The organism is Rhodococcus sp. 05-339-2 (assembly GCF_002258965.1).
GTDB lineage: Bacteria > Actinomycetota > Actinomycetes > Mycobacteriales > Mycobacteriaceae > Rhodococcoides.
In genome coordinates, this window is sequence record NZ_NOYW01000008.1 from 319014 (window position 1) to 337677 (window position 18664).

An 18664-nucleotide genomic window follows, 5' to 3' on the forward strand; every position below is an offset into this window, starting at 1 on the left:
TACGCGTCAGTGCGCGTGACTGGGGTTCGCGGCCGGCTCTTCCTCCGTTCCGGCCCCGGGCTCACCGAGCATCGCGGCACCGACCAACGCCTCGGGCACTCCGAAACCGTCGACGAGCAGTTCGGCGTGCGGACGCAGGGTGCGGCACCGCTCGTTGATGGCGCGGGTGACGGCCTTGGATCGCTCGGTGGACAGGTAGCGGTGTTCGATGAACCAGGCCTTGTCCGCCTCGATCACCGACAGCGCGTAGAGGTCGCAGACCTCGTCGAGCAGATCCTTGGTGGTGGAGTCCTCGCACGATTCGATGCCGGCGATGAATGCCTCGAAGATGATCCGATCGATGTGCGCGCTCGCGGCATGCAGAACGTGATCCTGCACCGCGTTGAACGCCTCGAACGGGCTGGTCTCCTTGGACTTGGACTGCAGCCGGCGGGCGACGGTGGAGAGCAGGTACTCCTCGCGATCCTCGAACATCTTGACCTGGGTGCCGCGGTTGAACAGCGAGCCCTCTTCCTCGTTGTCCTGACGCCGATCGAGGATGGTCTGCATGATCGCTTGGGCCGCAGTGCGTTTGACGACGCGGTCGCCCACCATGTCAGCGGCGAACTTGACCCATTCGACCGGGCTCATGGACTTGACGTCGTCGGCGTACGCGGTGAGCAGCTCCTTCGCGACCAGCTGCGTCAACACATGATTGTCGCCCTCGAACGTGGTGAACACGTCCGTGTCGGCCTTGAGCGAGATCAGCCGGTTCTCGGCCAGATAGCCTGCGCCGCCGCACGCTTCGCGTGCCTCCTGAATCGCGGCGGTGGCGTGCCAGGTGTTCGCCGCCTTGAGGCCGGCGGCCCTCGATTCGAGCTCGCGTTGCTCCTCGGCGTCGGGATTGTCCGAGGTCTGCAGCTCGTGCATCTTCGACACGAGCTCGTTCTGCGCGAACTGCAGGGCGTAGGACTTGGCGATGAGTGGGAACAGTCGACGCTGATGCACCAGGTAGTCCATGATCAGGACCTCCTGATCGGAATCGGGCGCGGAGAACTGCCTGCGCTGCAACGCGTACCGCGTCGCGATGTCGAGGGCGACACGGGCAGCCGCCGCGGCACTGCCGCCGACCGTGACACGTCCGCGGATCAACGTGCCGAGCATCGTGAAGAACCGTCGAGACTTGTTCTCGATCGGGGAGGAGTACGTACCGTCGTCGGACACGTCGGCGTACTTGTTGAGCAGATTGTCTCGCGGGATGCGGACGTGATCGAACATCAGGCGGCCGTTGTCGACTCCGGGAAGACCGCCCTTGTACTGGCAGTCCGAGGTGGTGACACCGGGCAGGTCGTCACCGTTCTCGTCGCGCAGTGGAACGAAGAAGCAGTGCACGCCGTGGCTCTCGGGCTCCTCGCCCGGGCCTGCGGTGATGAGTTGGGCGAACACCGCGGCGACCGTCGCCGTTTCGGCGGCACCACCGATGTAGTCCTTGCGCGAGGACGGCGTGGGGGAGTTGATGACGAACTCGTCGGTCTTCGGGTCGTACGTCGCCGTGGTCTCGAGCGACTGCACGTCACTGCCGTGTCCGGTCTCGGTCATGGCGAAACAGCCGAGCAGGTCGAGACTGATGATCTTGGGGACGTAGGCCTCGTGGTGGCGTTCGGTGCCGAGATTCTCGATGGCACCGCCGAACAACCCCCACTGGACGCCGGCCTTGACCATCAGCGACAGATCGCTCATTGCGAGCATCTCGATCATCGTCACCGCTGCACCGACATCACCGGTGCCGCCGTGTTCCTTCTTGAAGCCGTTGTCGGCAGCGCCTGCAGCGGCGAGAAGCTTGAGCTGTTCCATCGCCTTGGTGCGGGCGATGACGGTGTTCGGCGTGTAGTGCGGACGGAACTCGTCGCGGGCAAGCTGCCTGCGCGCCTCGTTCTTCACATCTCGCCAGCGGCCGTCCAGAGTGTTCCGAAGGTGATCCGTTGTGGTTGCCATACTCGACGGTAACCTTTTGCAGCCGCCTGTGAGGGCCGGAAACTCAGACCGGCCAGACGAATTCTTTCCACACCGCGCGGACGTTGCGCCAGAAGCCCGATTTCGCGTACGGACCGTCGTGGAACAGGGACGCGCAGTTGTCCTCCAGAGCCCTGTTCACCAGGGGGCTGAAGTCGGTGAACTCACCGACCAGGAACTCCTTGAAGCCCTCCGGCCACGCGTACTGGGCTGGTTCGTGTTGTGCCTCCACGACCGCGAGTGTAATGCAGCAGTAACACCGATGTTACAAATCCCACTCACTTCAGCAGTGCGAAAGCCTGCTGGGCGACGAGGAACGCGTAGCTGGACGGGATCGGATCGATCGCGTCGTCGGCCCGGAACTGCTCGGTGACGATCCAGTCCTGACCGGAGGCATCGGTGGCCAGGAACGCGCCCGCCAGATCGCCGGGAGCGCTGCCGCCCTTGAACCCCGAATACGGCCACAGCGCCGCATCGAGCTGCACACCCGGAGTGATCGCCAGGATGCGACGGTTCTCCTCGGCCGACTCACTCGTCGCCAGGTAACCCATCGCGGCACAGACGTCCTGCGCGTTGGCGAACCACTCGACCCCGTCGGCCGACGCCGGGTTGTCGACGAAGTTCTCGAAGTCGATCTCGAGCGGCCTTGCGTCCGCCTGCGCCAGCAGCTCAGCCCGGGCGTCGGGGTCGGCCTCGGACCACTCGGCCCGCATGTTCGGATCGCCGAACCCGATGACGAAGAACTGCCGAGTGTCCATCATCGGCGTCATCACCGACGGATCGTGATGACCCATGACCGAGAGCTGACGCTCGACCCGGTCGCGGCCGAGGCGATCCATCAACAGATCCGTTGCGGTGTTGTCGGACAACGAGATCATCTTCTCGGCCGCGTCGCGGACCGACACCTTCGTGCCGTCGGGCAGATTCTGCAGTTCGCCGGACGGCGCGCTCTTGGTGGCGTCGCGAACGGTGAGCTGCTCGTCCCATCGGACCGTGCCTGCCTCGATCTCGTCGGTGAGAGCGCCGAGGACGTACAGCTTGAACACCGACCCGAGGGGCAGCACCGAGTCCGCATCGGTGGAGTAGATCGACTCGCAGTCACCGCCGTTGAGCCGTGACGCGCTGTAGGAGTAGTTCGGAGCCACCTTCGACAGTGCCGCGTCGAGATCGTCGAACGACGAGATCGTCGGAGTGTCCGGCCGGGCCAGGAAGCCGTCGAGCTTGCCGTCCGCACCGATCGACGTCGTGATCGTGGCCGGGATGCCTGCGGTGGTGAAACGCAGAACGCCGGAATCGGGACCGGCCTCGAACCCCATGGCCACGTTCGGGGCGCCTGCGCGCAGCTGTTCGAGTGGCCCGGCGAGACCACCCAGCGGAGCGACGGCCTCGGCCAGCTCGGGTCCGGTAACGGCGTCGACCTCGGCGGGGTCGGGTGCCTCCTCGGCGTTGATCCATCGCAGGATGCGTTCGTTGAGGGCACCGACGGGGGTGGAGGTGTCGACGGCGAAGTCCGGAACGGTCGTGGTGGGCACGGGCGCTGCGGACGTGCCCCCGCAGGCGGCAAGCGTCAGCGTCGCGGCCACGACCACCCCCACGAGTCTCGTCACGGTCCGCGTCGTCATGCTGCGATGCTAATGGATTCGGACATTTCGCCACCTCGCCAGTCTCGGGACGGCCGGTCGGGTGCTGTGGCAGTGTGCTCTGGCGTGCTGACTTCCGAAGACGTCCGTCGACTCGACTCCGACCATCTCTGGCACCCCTACAGCCGGTTTCCGGCGAGTGCGACGCCGCTGGTGGTCGACAGTGCGTCGGGCGTGCGGCTGACGTTGGCCGACGGTCGGCAGCTCATCGACGGCATGAGTTCGTGGTGGGCGGCGGTGCACGGCTACCGCCATCCGGTGCTCGACGCCGCCGCGCACGATCAGCTGGGCCGGATGAGCCACGTCATGTTCGGCGGACTGACACACGCTCCGGCCGCCAGGTTGGCCGAGTTGCTGGTCGACATCACCCCCGCCGGGCTCGACAAGGTGTTCCTCGCCGATTCCGGCTCGGTCTCGGTCGAGGTCGCGGTGAAGATGGCGCTGCAGTACTGGCGTGGGCGCGGCGAGAACGGCCGCACGCGGCTGTTGACCTGGCGCGGCGGGTACCACGGAGACACCTTCGCTCCGATGAGCGTGTGCGACCCGGACGGCGGGATGCACACGCTGTGGACCGATGTATTGGCGAAGCAGGTGTTCGCTCCGGCCCCGCCCGTGGAGTTCGACGCCGACTACGTCGCCGAATTCGAGAAGATACTCGGTGAACACGCGAGCGAACTGGCGGCGATCATCGTCGAGCCGATAGTGCAGGGCGCCGGTGGGATGCGGTTCCACGACCCGCGCTACCTCGTGGAACTACGCCGCCTGGCCGACGAGTACGGCCTCCTGCTGATCTTCGACGAGATCGCCACCGGCTTCGGCCGAACCGGCGAGTTGTTCGCAGCCGACCACGCCGGCGTCGCGCCCGACATCATGTGCATCGGCAAGGCGTTGACCGGCGGATATCTGACCCTGGCGGCCACGCTGTGCACCACCGAGGTGGCCGAGACGGTCTCGGGCGGCGAGGCCGGCGGCCTGATGCACGGGCCGACGTTCATGGGCAATCCGCTCGCGTGCGCGATCGCGGTGGCCTCGGTGGAACTGTTGCTCTCGCGTGACTGGCGCGCCGAGGTCGCCGCTCTGGCGTCGGGACTGGCCGCCGGCCTCGCGCCGGCCCGGTCGCTGTCGGGAGTCGCCGATGTTCGCGTTCTCGGCGGCATCGGCGTCGTCGAGATGCACAGTCCGGTGGACATGGCACGGGCCACGGCAGCGGCCGTCGACGCGGGAGTGTGGCTGCGTCCGTTCGGGCGCCTGGTGTACGCGATGCCGCCGTTCATCTGTACCGATGTGGAGGTGGCTACCATCGCCGAAGCCCTGGTGGCGGTGGCGCGCGACCATACTTGAACGGCGTTCAAGTATGGTGCTGCCATGACCGCTCTGGACTGGCTCGACGCCACCGCGCACGCCCGACGCGAGGACGGTCTCGAGCGCATCGTGTTCGCCCGCACCGCCGAGGACGACATCCTCGATCTGGCGTCGAACGACTACCTCGGACTGTCCAGGCATCCGGCCGTCATCGACGGAGCCTGCGCCGCTGTGCGCCGATGGGGCGGCGGATCCACCGGATCGCGGCTGGTCACCGGGACGACGACCGCACACGAGCGCCTCGAGGAGGATCTCGCGGAGTTCGTCGGAGCCGAGGCCGGACTGGTGTTCTCCTCCGGTTACACCGCCAATCTCGGGATCGTGACGGCACTGGCGGGCCGAGACGCGCTGGTGATCTCCGATGCCGCGTCGCACGCCTCGCTCATCGATGCCTGCCGCCTGTCGCGGGCCCGGGTGGCCGTCGCTCGGCATTGCGATACCGGCCACGTCGAGCAGCTGTTGCGCGAGCGTCGCGAACAGCGGGCCCTCGTGGTGACCGATTCGGTGTTCAGCGCCGACGGCGATCTCGCGCCTCTGGCCGAGCTGTACGCGGTGTGCCGGAGACGGAACGCGGTGCTCGTCGTCGACGAGGCGCACGGATTGGGTGTACGCGGGGACGGTGGCAGGGGAGCCGTCCACGAAGCAGGCCTCGCCGGAGCGCCGGACCTGGTGATCACCGCAACGCTGTCCAAGGCACTCGGATCGCAGGGTGGAGTGGTGCTCGGGCCGGCAGCGGTGCGCACGCAGGTGATGCACGGTGCACGCACGTTCGTATTCGACACCGGACTCGCACCCGCCTCCGTCGGAGCGGCGTCGGCCGCGCTGACCGTCCTGCGGGGCGAACCCGACCGGGTGCACTCGATCGGTATACGTGCAACACAACTCGCCGCCGCAGCAGGCGTCGAACCGACGACATCGGCGGTCGTTCCGGTGATCCTGGGCGACGCACAGCGGGCAGTGCGTGCGGCGGCGGACTGCCTCGAGCTCGGCGTCCGCGTCGGATGCTTCCGGCCGCCGTCGGTTCCGGCCGGCGGTTCTCGACTGCGACTGACCGCGCGCGCCGATCTCACCGATACCGACATCGATCGTGCCGCGTCGGTCCTCGCGGCGGTGTCGAATGCGGCGGTCGTGTGGTGACGGTTCTGCTGGTGACCGGAACGTCGACCGGCGTCGGCAAGACCGTGATCACCGCGGCACTCGCGGCGGCAGCGCGGGCAGGCGGGCGGTCCGTCGCGGTGTGCAAGCCGGCGCAGACCGGCGTCGGAGACGGTTACCCTGACGAAGCCGATATCGATGTGGTGCAACGCCTTTCGGGCGTTCGGGGAGTGGAGCTGGCGCGGTATCCCGAGCCGCTGGCCCCGGACGTCGCGGCCCGCCGATCGGGTCGGCCGATGCTCGAACTCGACGCTGTGATCGACGCCGTGCGCGAGCTCGACGCAGCCAACGACCTCGTGCTGGTCGAAGGCGCAGGGGGAGTGGCGGTGCGTCTGGGCGCAGGAGGGTTCACCGTGCTCGACGTCGCCGGGGCCATGTGTGCGCCGATCGTGATCGTGGCCGGTGCGGAGCTGGGAACGCTCAACCACAGTGCTCTGACCGTTGCGGCAGCGCGGGCGGCCGGCGTCGACTGCGCAGGTCTGGTGATCGGGTCGTGGCCCGCCGCACCGAGCCTGGCCGCGCGGGTCAACCTCGACGAGCTGCCGCTCGTGACGGGTGTCGGGCTCATCGCGTGTATCCCGGAGGAGGCGGGTCTGCTCCCGTTGCGCGCTTTCGAAGCCGTGGCGGTCGGTGCCTTCGGTGAGTTTGTCGAGTCTTTACTCGGGTACCCGGCATAGATCGACTGCCGGTCCGGCAGTCGAGAACATGGGAGTCCGCCAATGAGCACCACCGTATGGATCATCGTCGCAGTAGTAGTCGTACTCGTCGTCGTTGCCCTCGCCGTCGTCGTCGCACGCAAGGGCAAGGAACGTAAGAGGTTGGAAGCGAACGAGATTCGCGAAAAGGCAGCCAACGACGCAGCAATCGTCGAAGAGCGTGAACTGCTGGCCAGGGAAAGCGAGGCCAAGGCACGCCGGGCCCAGGCAGAAGCGGATGTCAAAGCAGCCGAGGCCGACAAGCTCGCGCAGCAGGCTCAGTCACATCAGGGTGTTGCGGCGAAGTCGCGCGACGAGCTGGACGCCGAATTCGCTCGCGCGAACGAACTCGATCCGGACGTCGATCACCGATCGGGTGCCAAGGCCGCACACACGGACAACGACGGCCGGTCGGCCGATCACGATCGGGCGCATCGCAGCGGGGCAGACATCGGCGAGTCCTTCCCCGGCCAGCACGACTCCGGGACACGAAACGCCGCTGATCGTGATGCCGCCGCGCACACGACCGCCGACCCGCGCAGCACCGGTGAGAAGGTTCGCGACACCGTCGACCCACGCACGGACAACGGACACCACCGCACGAACTGACCGGTAGAAGCTGCTGCCGTCCGGGGCGAGCCCGGCACGATCGGTACTAGCCGGTCGAATTGTGCGGTAATTCGAGTTCGACGACGTCGTGCTCGCCGAGGTCCGGTCGCTCGTTGGTGATCTTGGCCTTGGCGTAGGCCAACAGGTTCGAGACCTTCGACCCGGGGGTGGACCAGTACTCGGCTCCCTCAGCGGCCACGTGGATCAGGTCGACCTCGCGCGAATCGGGGTTCTTCTCGAACCACGCGGCCGCTCGGGTGTTCCACAGTTCCTCGGCCTTGGTGGTGTTGTCGACCACCGCGGCCGTACCGGACAACGACACCCAGCCCTCGCCGGACTGGAACGAGACGTTGACGGTCGGGTTCGCCGCGATGTCGCTCACCTTCCGCGAATCGTGAGCGGCGAAGAACCACAGGTCGCCGTCGAACTCGGCTTCCTGCAGCGCCATCGGGCGCGAGATGAGGTGACCGTCTCGGCCGACGGTGGTGAACATGCAGAGCCCGGCTTCGGACATCAATTCGGCGACTTTGCTGACGCCATCGGTGTTGGTCATCGGCACCGACTACCCGGCGCACTCGCCGTTCAACCACCGAAACAGGCCGATCCCCCGCTTTCCGGATTATTACGCCCTGTAGTTGGTGATTTCGCCGAACCTGGGACACTGGAAGTCGTGACTGTTTCCCCCGGCAACGACGCCCCCGTATCGGCCCAACTCTTCGCCCGCGCGAGCGCGGTCATTCCCGGCGGCGTCAACTCGCCGGTACGTGCCTTCGCGTCGGTCGGCGGAACGCCCCGCTTCATCACGCAGGCCAGCGGATACACCATGACCGACGCCGACGGAAACTCGTACGTCGACCTCATCTCGTCCTGGGGTCCGATGATCCACGGACACGCCCACCCGGCCATCGTCGAAGCCGTCCAGAAGGCAGCCGCGACCGGCCTGTCGTTCGGTGCACCCACGCTCCGCGAAATCGAACTCGCCGAGGAAATCGTGCGTCGCGTCGGCCCCGTCGACCAGGTTCGTCTTGTGAATTCGGGCACAGAGGCCACCATGAGCGCTGTGCGTCTGGCTCGCGGCTTCACCGGCCGCACCAAGATCGTCAAGTTCTCGGGCTGCTACCACGGCCACGTCGATGCCCTCCTGGCCGACGCAGGCTCGGGGCTCGCCACGCTCGGACTGCCGACCTCGCCCGGCGTCACCGGCGCACAGGCGTCGGACACCATCGTCGTTCCCTACAACGACCTCGCCGCCGTCACCGCGGCCTTCGAGGCCAACCCGGGCCAGATCGCGTGCATCATCACCGAGGCAGCCGCAGGAAACATGGGCGCCATCCCTCCGGTCACCGGCTTCAACGAGGGACTGCGCCGCCTCGCGACCGAGCACGGCGCACTGCTGATCATGGACGAAGTGATGACCGGCTTCCGCGTCAGCGCATCCGGCTGGTACGGCATCGACGGAATCGCAGGCGACCTCTACACCTTCGGCAAGGTCATGTCCGGCGGATTGCCGGCCGCGGCATTCGGCGGTCGAGCGGACGTGATGGCCTACCTCGCGCCCGCCGGACCGGTGTACCAGGCAGGCACGCTCAGCGGTAACCCCGTCGCCGTCGCGGCCGGACTGACCAGTCTGCAACTGGCCGACGCAGCCGTCTACGAGAAGCTGCAGACCAACTCGCAGCGACTCGGAACACTGCTCGGCGACGCCCTCACCGCCGAAGGCGTCACCCATCACGTGCAGTTCGCGGGCACTATGGTGAGTGTGTTCTTCGCCGATGGACCCGTCACCGACTACGCGCAGGCCAAGGCCGCGCAGACGTGGCGATATCCGGCGTTCTTCCACGCCTTCCTCTCCCGCGGGGTGTACCCGCCGCCGAGTGCATTCGAGGCCTGGTTCGTCTCCGCTGCCCTCGACGACCGAGCCTTCGAGATCATCGCCGACGCGGCCCCGGCCGCCGCGAAAGCCGCAGCTGCCGCCACCGCAACGAACTGATTCACCACCCGACTAGCGAGAAACAGGACCCCGACGTGACCGAGGCCCCCGCAACACATCCGCACTCGACGACGCGCACCATCGTGCACGTCCTCCGGCACGGCGAGGTGCACAACCCCAAGGGCATCCTGTACGGGCGGTTGCCGGGCTTCAAGCTGTCGGTGACCGGCCAGTCGCAGGCCAAGGCAGTGGCCGATGCGCTCGCAGGCCACGACATCACCCACGTCGTGGCATCACCTCTGCTGCGCGCGCAGCAGACCGCCGCGCCGATCGCAGCGGCCCACGGTCTGTCGATCGCCGAGGACGAGAACCTCATCGAAGCAGGCAACGAATTCGAGGGCCTCCGTGTGGCCGTCGGTGACGGTGCCCTGCGCCGACCACGGCACTGGTGGAAGCTGCGCGACCCGTTCACCCCCTCCTGGGGCGAGCCGTACCTGCAGATCGCGCACCGCATGCTCGCCGCCGTCAACGCGGCCCGCGTCGAAGCCGTCGGGCACGAGGCCGTGTGCGTGAGCCACCAGCTCCCGGTGTGGACGCTGCGCCGGTTCCTGCAGGGCGACCGGCTCTGGCACGACCCGCGCAATCGTCAGTGCGGGCTCGCGTCGCTGACCTCGCTCGTCTACGAGGGCGATCAGCTCGTGGACCTCGTCTACTCCGAGCCCGCGGGAGCATCCGATCCGAGGATCACCGGTGCGTAGATTTCTCCTCGCCGTCTGTGCAGCGTCTGCCATCGCTCTTGTCGCAGGATGCTCGACCGGCACCGACGCGGTGGCGCAGGGCGGCACTTTCCAGTTCGTCTCACCCGGCGGGCAGACCGACATCTTCTACGAGCCCGACGAACGCGGCACCATCGGCGAACTGTCCGGGCCGGATCTGATGACCGAGGGCAAGACGACCTCGTTGTCGGACTACGACGGTGACGTCGTGGTTCTCAACGTCTGGGGCCAATGGTGCGGTCCGTGCCGCGGTGAGGCCGACGACCTCGAGGACGTCTACGAGGCCACCAAGTCCCTCGGCGTCGAGTTCCTCGGCATCAACGTGCGCGACGAGTCGCAGACCGCCGCACAGGACTTCGTGGTCAGCAACAACGTGAGCTACTCCTCGATCTACGACCCGCCCATGCGCACCCTGACCGCGCTCGGCGGCGTCCCCACCTCCGTCATTCCGACGACCGTCGTGCTCGACCGACAGCACCGGGTCGCAGCAGTGTTCCTGCGTGAGCTGCTCGCCGAGGACCTGCAACCCGTCGTCGAACGCGTGGCAGCCGAGGAGCCGGTGCAGCAGTGAACGTGACTCACCTGGCCGGGATCGGCGCGAGTTTCCAGGAAGCTGCGGCCTCCGGGCCACTTATCCTGGCCCTCGGAGCCTGCGTGCTGGCCGGGCTCGTCTCCTTCGCGTCGCCGTGCGTGGTGCCCCTGGTGCCCGGCTACCTCTCGTACCTCGCCGGAGTCGTCGGAGCCGACGCTCCGGCCGTCAGCGCCGACGAGGCAGCTGTGCAGACGAAGGTGCGCAGCGGTCGATTGCGCGTGGCCGGGGCGGCGGGACTGTTCGTTCTCGGATTCACCGTCGTCTTCGTTCTCGCCACCGCGTCGGTGTTCGGAGCGATCTCCGTCCTGGCCATCAACCGCGAACTGCTCATGCGGATCGGCGGCGTCGTCACCATCGCCATGGGCCTGGTGTTCGTCGGACTGATCCCGGCCCTGCAGCGCGATGTGCGCTTCGAGCCGAAACAGATCGGCTCACTGGCCGGAGCACCGCTGCTCGGCGGCGTCTTCGCACTCGGATGGACCCCGTGCCTCGGGCCGACGCTCGCGGGCGTCATCTCGTTGGCCGCAGGTACCGACGGTACGACGGCAGCGCGCGGCGTCGTCCTGATCGTGGCGTACTGCCTCGGTCTCGGCTTACCGTTCGTGATCCTCGCGTTCGGCTCGGTCAGCGCGCTGCGAGGCGTCGGCTGGCTACGTACACATGCACGACAGATACAGGTGTTCGGCGGAATCATGTTGATAGCAGTAGGAATTGCACTGGTCACCGGTGCCTGGGATCAGTTCGTCGGCTGGGTGCGCGACGCCTTCGTCTCCGATGTGGTGTTGCCGATATGACCGCCGACACCGAAGAGCGCACCGAAGCGTCGCCGCCGCACAAGCAATCGGTGCTGGGCAGGGGAGTGGCCCTGGTTCGCAACACCTGGCGCGGCCTGACCAGCATGCGCACCGCGCTGGTTCTGCTGTTCCTGCTGGCCTTCGCCGCGGTGCCCGGTGCCCTGGTACCGCAGCGCAGCCTCAACGCGGGCAAGGTCGACGAGTACATCGCCAACCGCCCGACCCTCGGCCCGATCATGGACAAACTGGAACTGTTCGACGTCTTCGGCAGCTTCTGGTTCACCGCGATCTACGCACTGCTGTTCATCTCGCTGATCGGCTGCATCCTGCCGCGCTGCATCGAGCACGCGAAGCAACTGCGCACCAAGCCGGTTCGCGCGCCCCGTAACCTCTCCCGCCTGCCGCACCACACCCGCTACGACGTCGACGGAACGCCGGAGGAGATCGCCGCACAGGTGCGCACTCAGTTGCGCGGTTGGCGCGTCGCCCAGAGAACCGAGGACAGCGGAGCAGTGACGCTGTCGGCGGAGAAGGGCTACGTCCGCGAACTCGGCAACCTCGTCTTCCACCTCTCCCTCGTCGGACTGCTCGCCGCCATCGCCATGGGCAAGCTGCTCGGCTACGAGGGCAACCGCATCGTCATCGCCGACGACGGCCCGGGCTTCTGCACCTCGACCCCGGCGAACTACGACTCGTTCCGCGCAGGCAACCTCGTCGACGGCACCGACCTCGAGCCACTGTGCGTGCGCGTCAAGGACTTCACCGCCGACTACCTCGACACCGGCCAGGCCGAGATGTTCACCTCCAACATCGAGTACCAGGCGGGCCAGGACCTCACGAACAACGTCTGGCGCGACGACCAACTTCAGGTCAACCACCCGCTGCGCGTCGCTGGAGACCGCGTCTACCTGCAAGGGCACGGCTACGCACCCACCTTCACCGTGACGTTCCCCAACGGCGAAACCCGCACCGACACCATCCAATGGCAGCCGACGGACGCCACGACCTTCCTCTCCAGCGGAGTGCTGCGCGTCGACCCGCCCGGCGGCCTGTATCCCGACCCTCTCGACCGGCGCAAGAATCAGATCGCCATCGAGGGTCTGTTCGCGCCGACGGCGTCGTTCCACGGCAGCCTGCTGTCGTCGAGCTTCCCCGCCATGAACGACCCCGCCGTCGCCATCGACATCTACAAGGGCGACACCGGACTCGACACCGGACTGCCGCAGTCCATCTTCTCGCTCGATCAGGAAATGATCGCCCAGGGCAGACTCGTGAAGCAGGACCGCGTCAACCTGATGCCGGGAGAATCCGCGACCCTGAGCGACGGAACGATCGTCACGTTCGACGGAGCGAAGGAATTCGTCAACCTTCAGGTCTCGCACGACCCGGCTCAGACCTGGGTACTCGTCTTCGCGCTCACCATGATGGGCGGACTGCTCGTCTCACTGGTGATCAAACGTCGCAGAATCTGGGTCCGACTCACCGCCGACGCCCAGGCACGACGTACTGTAGTAGACCTCGGCGGACTTGCACGCACCGATCAGGCGGGGTGGGGCGAAGAGTTCGACCGCCTGTGCACCCGCCTGCTCGGCGATACCTCGAAACAGGAGAACTGACCGATGCCGATCAACGAGACCCTCTCGCAGTACAGCGACTGGTCCTTCGAATCAGCGTTCACCATCTACGTGCTCGCATTCGTCCTGCTCATCGCCCAGTACGCCTCCGCCAAGGCGACGGCAGTACAAGCCAAGGAACTCGTCGGTGCCGGTGCCCCCATTGCCGACAGCCGACCCGGACGCGTCGTCGAAACACCGAAGCGACCGCTGTCCGAACGACTCGCAGGCATGGGCTTCGCGTTGCTCGCCCCAGCCCTCGCCCTGCACGTCGCCTCGGTGGTACTCCGCGGCTTCGCCACCCACCGCTTCCCGCTCGGCAACATGTACGAGTTCGTCACCATGGCCACGGCAGCCGCCGCCCTCACCTCGGTGATCGTGCTGCGCAAGAAGACGATGCGCCCGATGCTCGTGTTCGTCCTCGCGCCCATCATCGTGCTGATGTTCTTCGCCGCCACCAAGCTCTACGCCGACGCCGCACCGGTCGTCCCCGCTCTGCGCTCGTACTGGCTGCCCATCCACGTCACCATCGTCAGCGTCGGAAGCGGCATCCTGCTGGTCTCCGGCGTCGCGAGCCTGCTGTTCCTACTCCGCATCAAGCAGCCCCTGGGAGAGGAAAGCGTCGGTTTCTGGGGCAAATTCGCCTCCAAGCTGCCCGACGCCCAAGCTCTCGACCGACTCGCCTACAAGACGACGATCGTCGCCTTCCCGCTCTTCGGAGCAGGCGTCATCCTCGGCGCAATCTGGGCCGAAGCCGCATGGGGACGTTTCTGGGGCTGGGACCCCAAAGAGACCATGTCGTTCATCACCTGGATCATCTACGCCGCCTACCTGCACGCCCGCGCCACCTCCGGATGGCGCAACACCCGCGCAGCGTGGATCAACATCGCCGGATTCACCGCCATGCTCTTCAACCTCTTCATCATCAACATGGTGGTCTCGGGACTGCACAGCTACGCGGGACTGAACTGATCTTCGCTCGTTCCACAGCCTCCACGCTGGACCTCCAGCTGGTAGCGTCCGATCCGGCTCGATGGGGGACACATCCGAGCGCGGATCTTCGATGTGGGACGCGAACTGGGGGGAATCGGTCATGGCCGATCGGCACGAGGACAACTGGCAACCCGTCCGGCCACTGGACGACGATGTACCGGAAGATCACGCAGCTCCGCCCACGGGATCCGAACCGATCGCCGTCGCAGCGACGACGGAGGCCACACCCACACCGCCGCGCGAGCCCTTTCGATCGACCCCCATCACCATGCCGCCCGAAAGCATCTCGAACCCGCCCACGCCGCAGTCCGAGACCGCGCCGACACCTCCGCCGAGTCCTGCACCGCGCGCTTCCCGACCGAAAGACCCGTCTGGGCCGGTAGATGGTGACGGTAAGGATGCCGGGGTTGCCGCGACCCCGGCCGAGGAAGGCAAGACCGCGACGGCAACACCGACGACACCGGTGCAAGCGGCGAAGGCTCCCGTGGCGCCGACCGTGAAACCGACTCCTCCACACACGCCCCCCGAGGCGAGCCCGCCCGTCGCGTCGGCACCACCCCCGCCGCAGGGTCCGATGCCGTCAGGCCCGATGCCTTCGGGCCCGGTGCCTTCGGGCCCGGTGCCTCAGAACTCGGCTCCTCAGAACTCGGTTCCGCAGAACTGGGCTGCTCAGAATTCGGTGCCTCAGAACTTGGCCCCTCAGAACTCGGTGCCTCAGAACTGGGCCCCTCAGAACCCGGGGCCCCAGAACCAGTGGGCTTCGCACAATCAGTTGGCTCCGCAGAATCAGGCTGGGCCGCAACACAATTGGGCACCGCAGAACCACGGCGATCCGCAGCAGCACTCGGTGGCGGAGGGCCAGTGGCATACCCAGAATCAGTGGAACCCTCAGACACAATGGGGACCTCAGCCCGGCCAGTGGCCCGGTCGGCAACACCCGAATCAGCCGCATCCTGGTCAGCCCCAGCAGCTCAGGCAAGCCCCGAGTGGCGCGATGGTGGTCGCACCGGCACCGGCACCGGCGGCCTTCGACCAGAGTCGGTCGGCGGAGCAGCAGGTCTCCTCACTCGATCTCGGCAGTTCGTTGCTCGTCCGATCGGGGAATGCGCCGCCGCTGGGAGGGTGGCGTCGGGCGTTGTATCTGATGACGGGTGGTCGTGTGGATGTCGGAAACAGTGCCGCCCAGCAGCGACGCTCGGCCTTGACCGCGCAGGTGGATCGGCCTCTTGTCGGATGCCATCGAGTCGCGGTGCTGTCGCTGAAGGGCGGTGTCGGCAAGACCACGACGACGGCCACCCTCGGCTCGACGTTCGCCGAGATTCGAGGTGATCGGGTGATCGCGATCGACGCCAACCCCGATCGCGGAACGCTGGGTCAGAAGGTGCCGCTCGAGACGACCTCCACCGTCCGTAATCTGTTGCGCGACATACAGTCTCTGGACCGCTACAGCGACGTGAGGGCATACACGTCGCAGAACGTGCATCGACTGGAGGTGTTGGCATCCGATTCGGATCCGGCAGCCTCGGAGGCATTCAGCGGTGAGGATTACGATCGCGCGGTGTCGCTGTTGGAGAAGTTCTACAGCATCGTCATCACCGATTGCGGCACCGGTCTGATGCACTCGGCCATGGAAAGAATTCTCGAGGGAGCCGACACTCTGGTGGTGGTCAGCTCGGGGTCGGTGGATGGTGTGCGCAGCGCGTCGGCAACGCTGGATTGGCTCGATGCGCACGGCTACCGGGAACTGGTCGCCACATCGGTCGCGGTCGTCAACGGCGTTCGGCATAGGGCCGGAAAGGTCGACCTGCAGAAAGTTGTCGAACATTTCGAGCAGCGTTGCGCTCGGGTTCGCACGATCCCGTTCGACCCGCATCTCGAGGAGGGGGCGGAAATCGAACTCGATCGTCTTCGTGGGCGCACACGAAAGGCACTGCTGGAAGTCGCGGCGGCGGTAGCGGCGGGATTCCCCGACGCGCCCACCGCTGCCCAACGCAACTGAGAACCACCGGACCTATTCGCTGGGTTCGGTGCCGGCCTCGGTTCCGTCTTTCCCTCCGCGGCGAGCCTCACGGTTGATCCGCCACAGAAAATCGGGATCGTCATCGGGTCCCACAGTGCGGGTGGGTGGAGCCTGCGTACTGGGTCCGAATGCCTTCCAGAACAGCACGATTACTGCCACCAAGCCGATCAACGCCAAAAGATAGATCACGACGCACCTCCTACTACGAGAGTAGCTGTGATGCAACCACCTCCGCACCCGTCGAGCGTCGAAGATTCCTGAGAATGTTCGATGAGTTCGTACGGGTGCGGATACTGCGGGTGGATCGGCCTCAGAGCCAGCCGATCAGTGGTGTGTGCCGGCTTCCGTCGTCAGTGAGGTCAGCAACTGCATGACTTCGGTCTCGCGGAATCGACGGTGCCCGCCCGGAGTGCGGAGGGATCCGAGGCGGCCGGCATGTGCCCAGCGCGTCACTGTCTTGGGGTCGACGTGGAAAAGCGCGGCTACCTGACCCGGAGTGAGCAGTGAGTCCTGAGCCTTGTGAAATGTGGGTGCGCTCATCTTGTCGTGTCCTCCTACGATGCGGTTCGGTGCATATGCGTCGAACCGGAGATATCGGTCTGCTGCGTTCGATCCCCATGGTTGCACTCGAACCCCTAGGTACTCGACTGATACAAGGTTGGTAAAGGGGAGGTAATGGACAAATCGGTCATGCTGGGGGTGGGTCGGAGTGGCTGCCGAGCCCGGTAGATTGGGACCCGTGAGCGACGCGACGAATGCCGAGAGCAACGATCCCACCAGCGGAAATGGCGCGCCAGGAAGGTCGGCGAAGAAGTCACTCGCCGTGAACCTCGGTGTCTACACCTTCGCGCGACTGGCGCTCGTCGTCGTGATCGCGGCCGTCATCGTCGGCGTCGGTTTACTCTTCGGCGTCGAGGTCCCGGTACTCGTGGCCGCGATTTTTTCGGTGCTGATCTCACTACCGCTCTCGCTGCTCTTGTTCAAGAACATGCGCATCCGCGTCAACGAGTCCATCGCAGCCGTCGACGAGGACAGGCGCGCCGCGCGCGCGGACCTGCAGTCGAAGCTGCGCGGTGAAGACGGCAAGAAGTGACCAGGTCGGTCGATCATTCGGGATCCCGGGCGTGGGTCGACAACGCGGTCCGGTTGATCGAGGCCGATTCCCAGCGCAGCGCCGATACGCACCTGCTGCGATACCCCCTCCCCGCGGCCTGGGGAATCTCGCTGTATCTGAAAGACGAGTCGACGCACATCACCGGCAGCCTGAAGCATCGGCTGGCTCGGTCGCTCTTCCTGTACGCGATCTGCAACGGCTGGGTCACCGAACGCACCACGGTGATCGAGGCCTCGTCGGGTTCCACTGCCGTCAGTGAAGCGTATTTCGCCGGACTGCTCGGACTGAAGTTCGTCGCCGTGATGCCACGCAGTACCAGTCCCGCCAAGGTCGCACTCATCGAGTCTCACGGCGGAAGATGTCACTTCGTCGACAAGCCCGGTGAGATGTACACCGAGGCACATCGACTCGCGGCCGAGCCCGACAGTCACTACATGGACCAGTTCACGCACGCCGAACGAGCCACCGACTGGCGCGGAAACAACAACATCGCCGAGTCCATCTTCGACCAACTTCGGCTCGAGGAGTGCCCCATTCCCGACTGGGTGGTGGTCGGTGCGGGGACCGGAGGGACCAGTGCCACCATCGGCCGCTACATCCGATATCGAAGGCATGCAACGCAACTGGCCGTGGTCGACCCCGAGAACTCCGCGTTCATCGGCGGCTACGAGTCGGGAGATGCAGGCTACGAAACAGGGCGGTCCTCACGCATCGAGGGCATCGGTCGACCGCGCGTCGAACCCTCGTTCGTCGGCCAGGTGATCGATCGAATGATCGCAGTGCCCGACGCCGCCTCGGTGGCCGCCGCACGATTCACCTCGGACGCACTCGGCAAACGAGTGGGTGGATCGACGGGAACCAACATCTGGGGTGCGTTCGGATTGATCGCGGAAATGATCGCCGCCGGCCGCAGTGGGAGCGTGGTGACACTGCTGTGCGACGGCGGAGATCGGTATTCGCAGACCTATTTCGACGACACATGGGTCTCGAACCAGGGCATGGATCTCGACGAACCAACGGCAGCGCTCGAACAGTTCGTTCGGACCGGGGTGCTCTGAGCGGACCTACTTGCTCACCGCCATCGATGCCGCTGCAGTTGCGGCCGACACCGCGGCGACCGCCGGCCAGGCACCGATCTTCTTGGCCAGCGGGTGCGAGGCACCGAACGCGACGAGGTAGATCCCGAGCAAGGCGCCGGCACGGACCGAACCCGAGGATCTCTGCCAGCGGGTCGTGCATGCCACCCCGACGGCTGCGAGCACCGCTCCGCCGAGCTGACGATTGTGGGACTGCCGGGCAACGGCGAAGCCGCCGAGCAGACCGCCGGCAGCGAGCGCGGACGTGGCAAGCGAGCGGCGAGTGTCGTTGGTGGGCATGGC

21 protein-coding genes are annotated in these 18664 nt (G+C 66.4%); 13 read left to right on the forward strand and 8 right to left on the reverse strand.

Going from position 1 to position 18664, the window contains the following annotated elements; translation table 11 throughout:
• Positions 1 to 6: 6 nt before the first annotated feature.
• Genes CH273_RS07820 through CH273_RS07830 form a run of 3 tightly spaced genes read right to left on the reverse strand, consistent with a single transcriptional unit; the run spans position 7 to position 3614 of the window.
• Positions 7 to 1974 carry an acyl-CoA dehydrogenase family protein gene (locus CH273_RS07820; RefSeq protein WP_032393893.1) on the reverse strand — a complete coding sequence of 656 codons (1968 nt, stop codon included), beginning with the start codon at positions 1972 to 1974 and terminating at the stop codon, positions 7 to 9.
• Between the two features lie 43 nt (positions 1975 to 2017).
• Positions 2018 to 2224 carry a hypothetical protein gene (locus tag CH273_RS07825; RefSeq protein ID WP_032393894.1) on the reverse strand — a complete coding sequence of 69 codons (207 nt, stop codon included), beginning with the start codon at positions 2222 to 2224 and terminating at the stop codon, positions 2018 to 2020.
• A gap of 46 nt (positions 2225 to 2270) precedes the next feature.
• Positions 2271 to 3614, reverse strand: coding sequence for a serine hydrolase (locus CH273_RS07830; protein WP_052049246.1), 1344 nt, complete (start codon positions 3612 to 3614; stop codon positions 2271 to 2273).
• An 87-nt stretch (positions 3615 to 3701) separates the two neighbouring features.
• On the opposite strand from CH273_RS07830, the gene CH273_RS07835 reads away from it, so the two are divergent.
• Genes CH273_RS07835 through CH273_RS07850 form a run of 4 tightly spaced genes read left to right on the forward strand, consistent with a single transcriptional unit; the run spans position 3702 to position 7453 of the window.
• Positions 3702 to 4973, forward strand: coding sequence for an adenosylmethionine--8-amino-7-oxononanoate transaminase (locus CH273_RS07835; RefSeq protein ID WP_371828357.1), 1272 nt, complete (start codon positions 3702 to 3704; stop codon positions 4971 to 4973).
• 24 nt (positions 4974 to 4997) lie between these two features.
• Positions 4998 to 6131: an 8-amino-7-oxononanoate synthase gene (locus CH273_RS07840; RefSeq protein WP_032393895.1), complete on the forward strand. Its 1134-nt coding sequence runs from the start codon at positions 4998 to 5000 to the stop codon at positions 6129 to 6131.
• Positions 6128 to 6826, forward strand: a complete 699-nt coding sequence (gene bioD, locus CH273_RS07845; RefSeq protein WP_032394173.1) for a dethiobiotin synthase — start codon at positions 6128 to 6130, stop codon at positions 6824 to 6826. The genes CH273_RS07840 and bioD overlap by 4 nt, the downstream gene beginning before the upstream one ends.
• A 42-nt stretch (positions 6827 to 6868) precedes the next feature.
• Entirely contained in the window at positions 6869 to 7453 is a 585-nt protein-coding gene (locus CH273_RS07850) for a hypothetical protein (protein ID WP_032393896.1), read from the forward strand.
• Between the two features lie 46 nt (positions 7454 to 7499).
• Here the strand turns inward: CH273_RS07850 and CH273_RS07855 are convergent, their stop codons facing one another.
• Positions 7500 to 8006: a pyridoxamine 5'-phosphate oxidase family protein gene (locus CH273_RS07855; protein ID WP_032394174.1), complete on the reverse strand. Its 507-nt coding sequence runs from the start codon at positions 8004 to 8006 to the stop codon at positions 7500 to 7502.
• A 117-nt stretch (positions 8007 to 8123) separates the two neighbouring features.
• On the opposite strand from CH273_RS07855, the gene hemL reads away from it, so the two are divergent.
• Genes hemL through ccsB form a run of 6 tightly spaced genes read left to right on the forward strand, consistent with a single transcriptional unit; the run spans position 8124 to position 14130 of the window.
• Positions 8124 to 9443, forward strand: a complete 1320-nt coding sequence (gene hemL / locus CH273_RS07860) for a glutamate-1-semialdehyde 2,1-aminomutase (protein WP_032393897.1) — start codon at positions 8124 to 8126, stop codon at positions 9441 to 9443.
• 35 nt (positions 9444 to 9478) lie between these two features.
• Positions 9479 to 10141, forward strand: coding sequence for a histidine phosphatase family protein (locus CH273_RS07865; protein WP_032393898.1), 663 nt, complete (start codon positions 9479 to 9481; stop codon positions 10139 to 10141).
• Positions 10134 to 10730, forward strand: a complete 597-nt coding sequence (locus CH273_RS07870) for a TlpA disulfide reductase family protein (protein WP_032393899.1) — start codon at positions 10134 to 10136, stop codon at positions 10728 to 10730. The genes CH273_RS07865 and CH273_RS07870 overlap by 8 nt, the downstream gene beginning before the upstream one ends.
• Positions 10727 to 11545: a cytochrome c biogenesis CcdA family protein gene (locus CH273_RS07875; RefSeq protein ID WP_032393900.1), complete on the forward strand. Its 819-nt coding sequence runs from the start codon at positions 10727 to 10729 to the stop codon at positions 11543 to 11545. Before CH273_RS07870 ends, CH273_RS07875 begins: the two co-directional genes overlap by 4 nt.
• Positions 11542 to 13161, forward strand: coding sequence for a cytochrome c biogenesis protein ResB (gene resB, locus CH273_RS07880; protein ID WP_032393901.1), 1620 nt, complete (start codon positions 11542 to 11544; stop codon positions 13159 to 13161). The genes CH273_RS07875 and resB overlap by 4 nt, the downstream gene beginning before the upstream one ends.
• Before the next feature lie 3 nt (positions 13162 to 13164).
• Complete coding sequence (gene ccsB, locus CH273_RS07885) at positions 13165 to 14130, forward strand: c-type cytochrome biogenesis protein CcsB (protein WP_032393902.1); 966 nt, start codon at positions 13165 to 13167, stop codon at positions 14128 to 14130.
• A 186-nt stretch (positions 14131 to 14316) separates the two neighbouring features.
• On the opposite strand, the gene CH273_RS28110 is transcribed toward ccsB, so the two are convergent.
• Positions 14317 to 14451 (reverse strand): hypothetical protein, encoded by a 135-nt coding sequence (locus CH273_RS28110; RefSeq protein ID WP_256991299.1) that lies wholly within the window; start codon positions 14449 to 14451, stop codon positions 14317 to 14319.
• A gap of 409 nt (positions 14452 to 14860) precedes the next feature.
• Here CH273_RS28110 and CH273_RS07890 point away from each other — a divergent pair, with 409 nt between their 5' ends.
• On the forward strand, positions 14861 to 16150 hold the full coding sequence (locus CH273_RS07890; protein ID WP_442981390.1) for a nucleotide-binding protein: 1290 nt from the start codon (positions 14861 to 14863) through the stop codon (positions 16148 to 16150).
• Between the two features lie 12 nt (positions 16151 to 16162).
• Here the strand turns inward: CH273_RS07890 and CH273_RS07895 are convergent, their stop codons facing one another.
• Both CH273_RS07895 and CH273_RS07900 read right to left on the reverse strand, forming a co-directional pair.
• Positions 16163 to 16360, reverse strand: a complete 198-nt coding sequence (locus CH273_RS07895; RefSeq protein ID WP_032393904.1) for a hypothetical protein — start codon at positions 16358 to 16360, stop codon at positions 16163 to 16165.
• A 135-nt stretch (positions 16361 to 16495) separates the two neighbouring features.
• Positions 16496 to 16711, reverse strand: a complete 216-nt coding sequence (locus CH273_RS07900) for a BldC family transcriptional regulator (protein ID WP_008713732.1) — start codon at positions 16709 to 16711, stop codon at positions 16496 to 16498.
• A gap of 199 nt (positions 16712 to 16910) precedes the next feature.
• On the opposite strand from CH273_RS07900, the gene CH273_RS07905 reads away from it, so the two are divergent.
• Complete coding sequence (locus CH273_RS07905) at positions 16911 to 17264, forward strand: DUF4229 domain-containing protein (protein ID WP_032394176.1); 354 nt, start codon at positions 16911 to 16913, stop codon at positions 17262 to 17264.
• Positions 17261 to 18343, forward strand: coding sequence for an L-cysteine desulfhydrase Cds1 (gene cds1 / locus CH273_RS07910; protein WP_032393905.1), 1083 nt, complete (start codon positions 17261 to 17263; stop codon positions 18341 to 18343). The genes CH273_RS07905 and cds1 overlap by 4 nt, the downstream gene beginning before the upstream one ends.
• Before the next feature lie 6 nt (positions 18344 to 18349).
• On the opposite strand, the gene CH273_RS07915 is transcribed toward cds1, so the two are convergent.
• Positions 18350 to 18661: a hypothetical protein gene (locus CH273_RS07915; protein ID WP_032394177.1), complete on the reverse strand. Its 312-nt coding sequence runs from the start codon at positions 18659 to 18661 to the stop codon at positions 18350 to 18352.
• Between the last annotated feature and the right edge of the window lie 3 nt (positions 18662 to 18664).

Excerpts from the sequence above, each read along its gene's own strand:
- CH273_RS07900 (WP_008713732.1), bottom strand. The coding sequence starts at position 16,711 with ATGAGCGCACCCACATTTCACAAGGCTCAGGACTCACTGCTCACTCCG.
- CH273_RS07850 (WP_032393896.1), top strand. The coding sequence starts at position 6,869 with ATGAGCACCACCGTATGGATCATCGTCGCAGTAGTAGTCGTACTCGTC.
- CH273_RS07820 (WP_032393893.1), bottom strand. The coding sequence starts at position 1,974 with ATGGCAACCACAACGGATCACCTTCGGAACACTCTGGACGGCCGCTGG.
- CH273_RS07855 (WP_032394174.1), bottom strand. The coding sequence starts at position 8,006 with ATGACCAACACCGATGGCGTCAGCAAAGTCGCCGAATTGATGTCCGAA.
- resB (WP_032393901.1), top strand. The coding sequence starts at position 11,542 with ATGACCGCCGACACCGAAGAGCGCACCGAAGCGTCGCCGCCGCACAAG.
- CH273_RS07830 (WP_052049246.1), bottom strand. The coding sequence starts at position 3,614 with ATGACGACGCGGACCGTGACGAGACTCGTGGGGGTGGTCGTGGCCGCG.
- CH273_RS07915 (WP_032394177.1), bottom strand. The coding sequence starts at position 18,661 with ATGCCCACCAACGACACTCGCCGCTCGCTTGCCACGTCCGCGCTCGCT.
- CH273_RS07840 (WP_032393895.1), top strand. The coding sequence starts at position 4,998 with ATGACCGCTCTGGACTGGCTCGACGCCACCGCGCACGCCCGACGCGAG.
- ccsB (WP_032393902.1), top strand. The coding sequence starts at position 13,165 with ATGCCGATCAACGAGACCCTCTCGCAGTACAGCGACTGGTCCTTCGAA.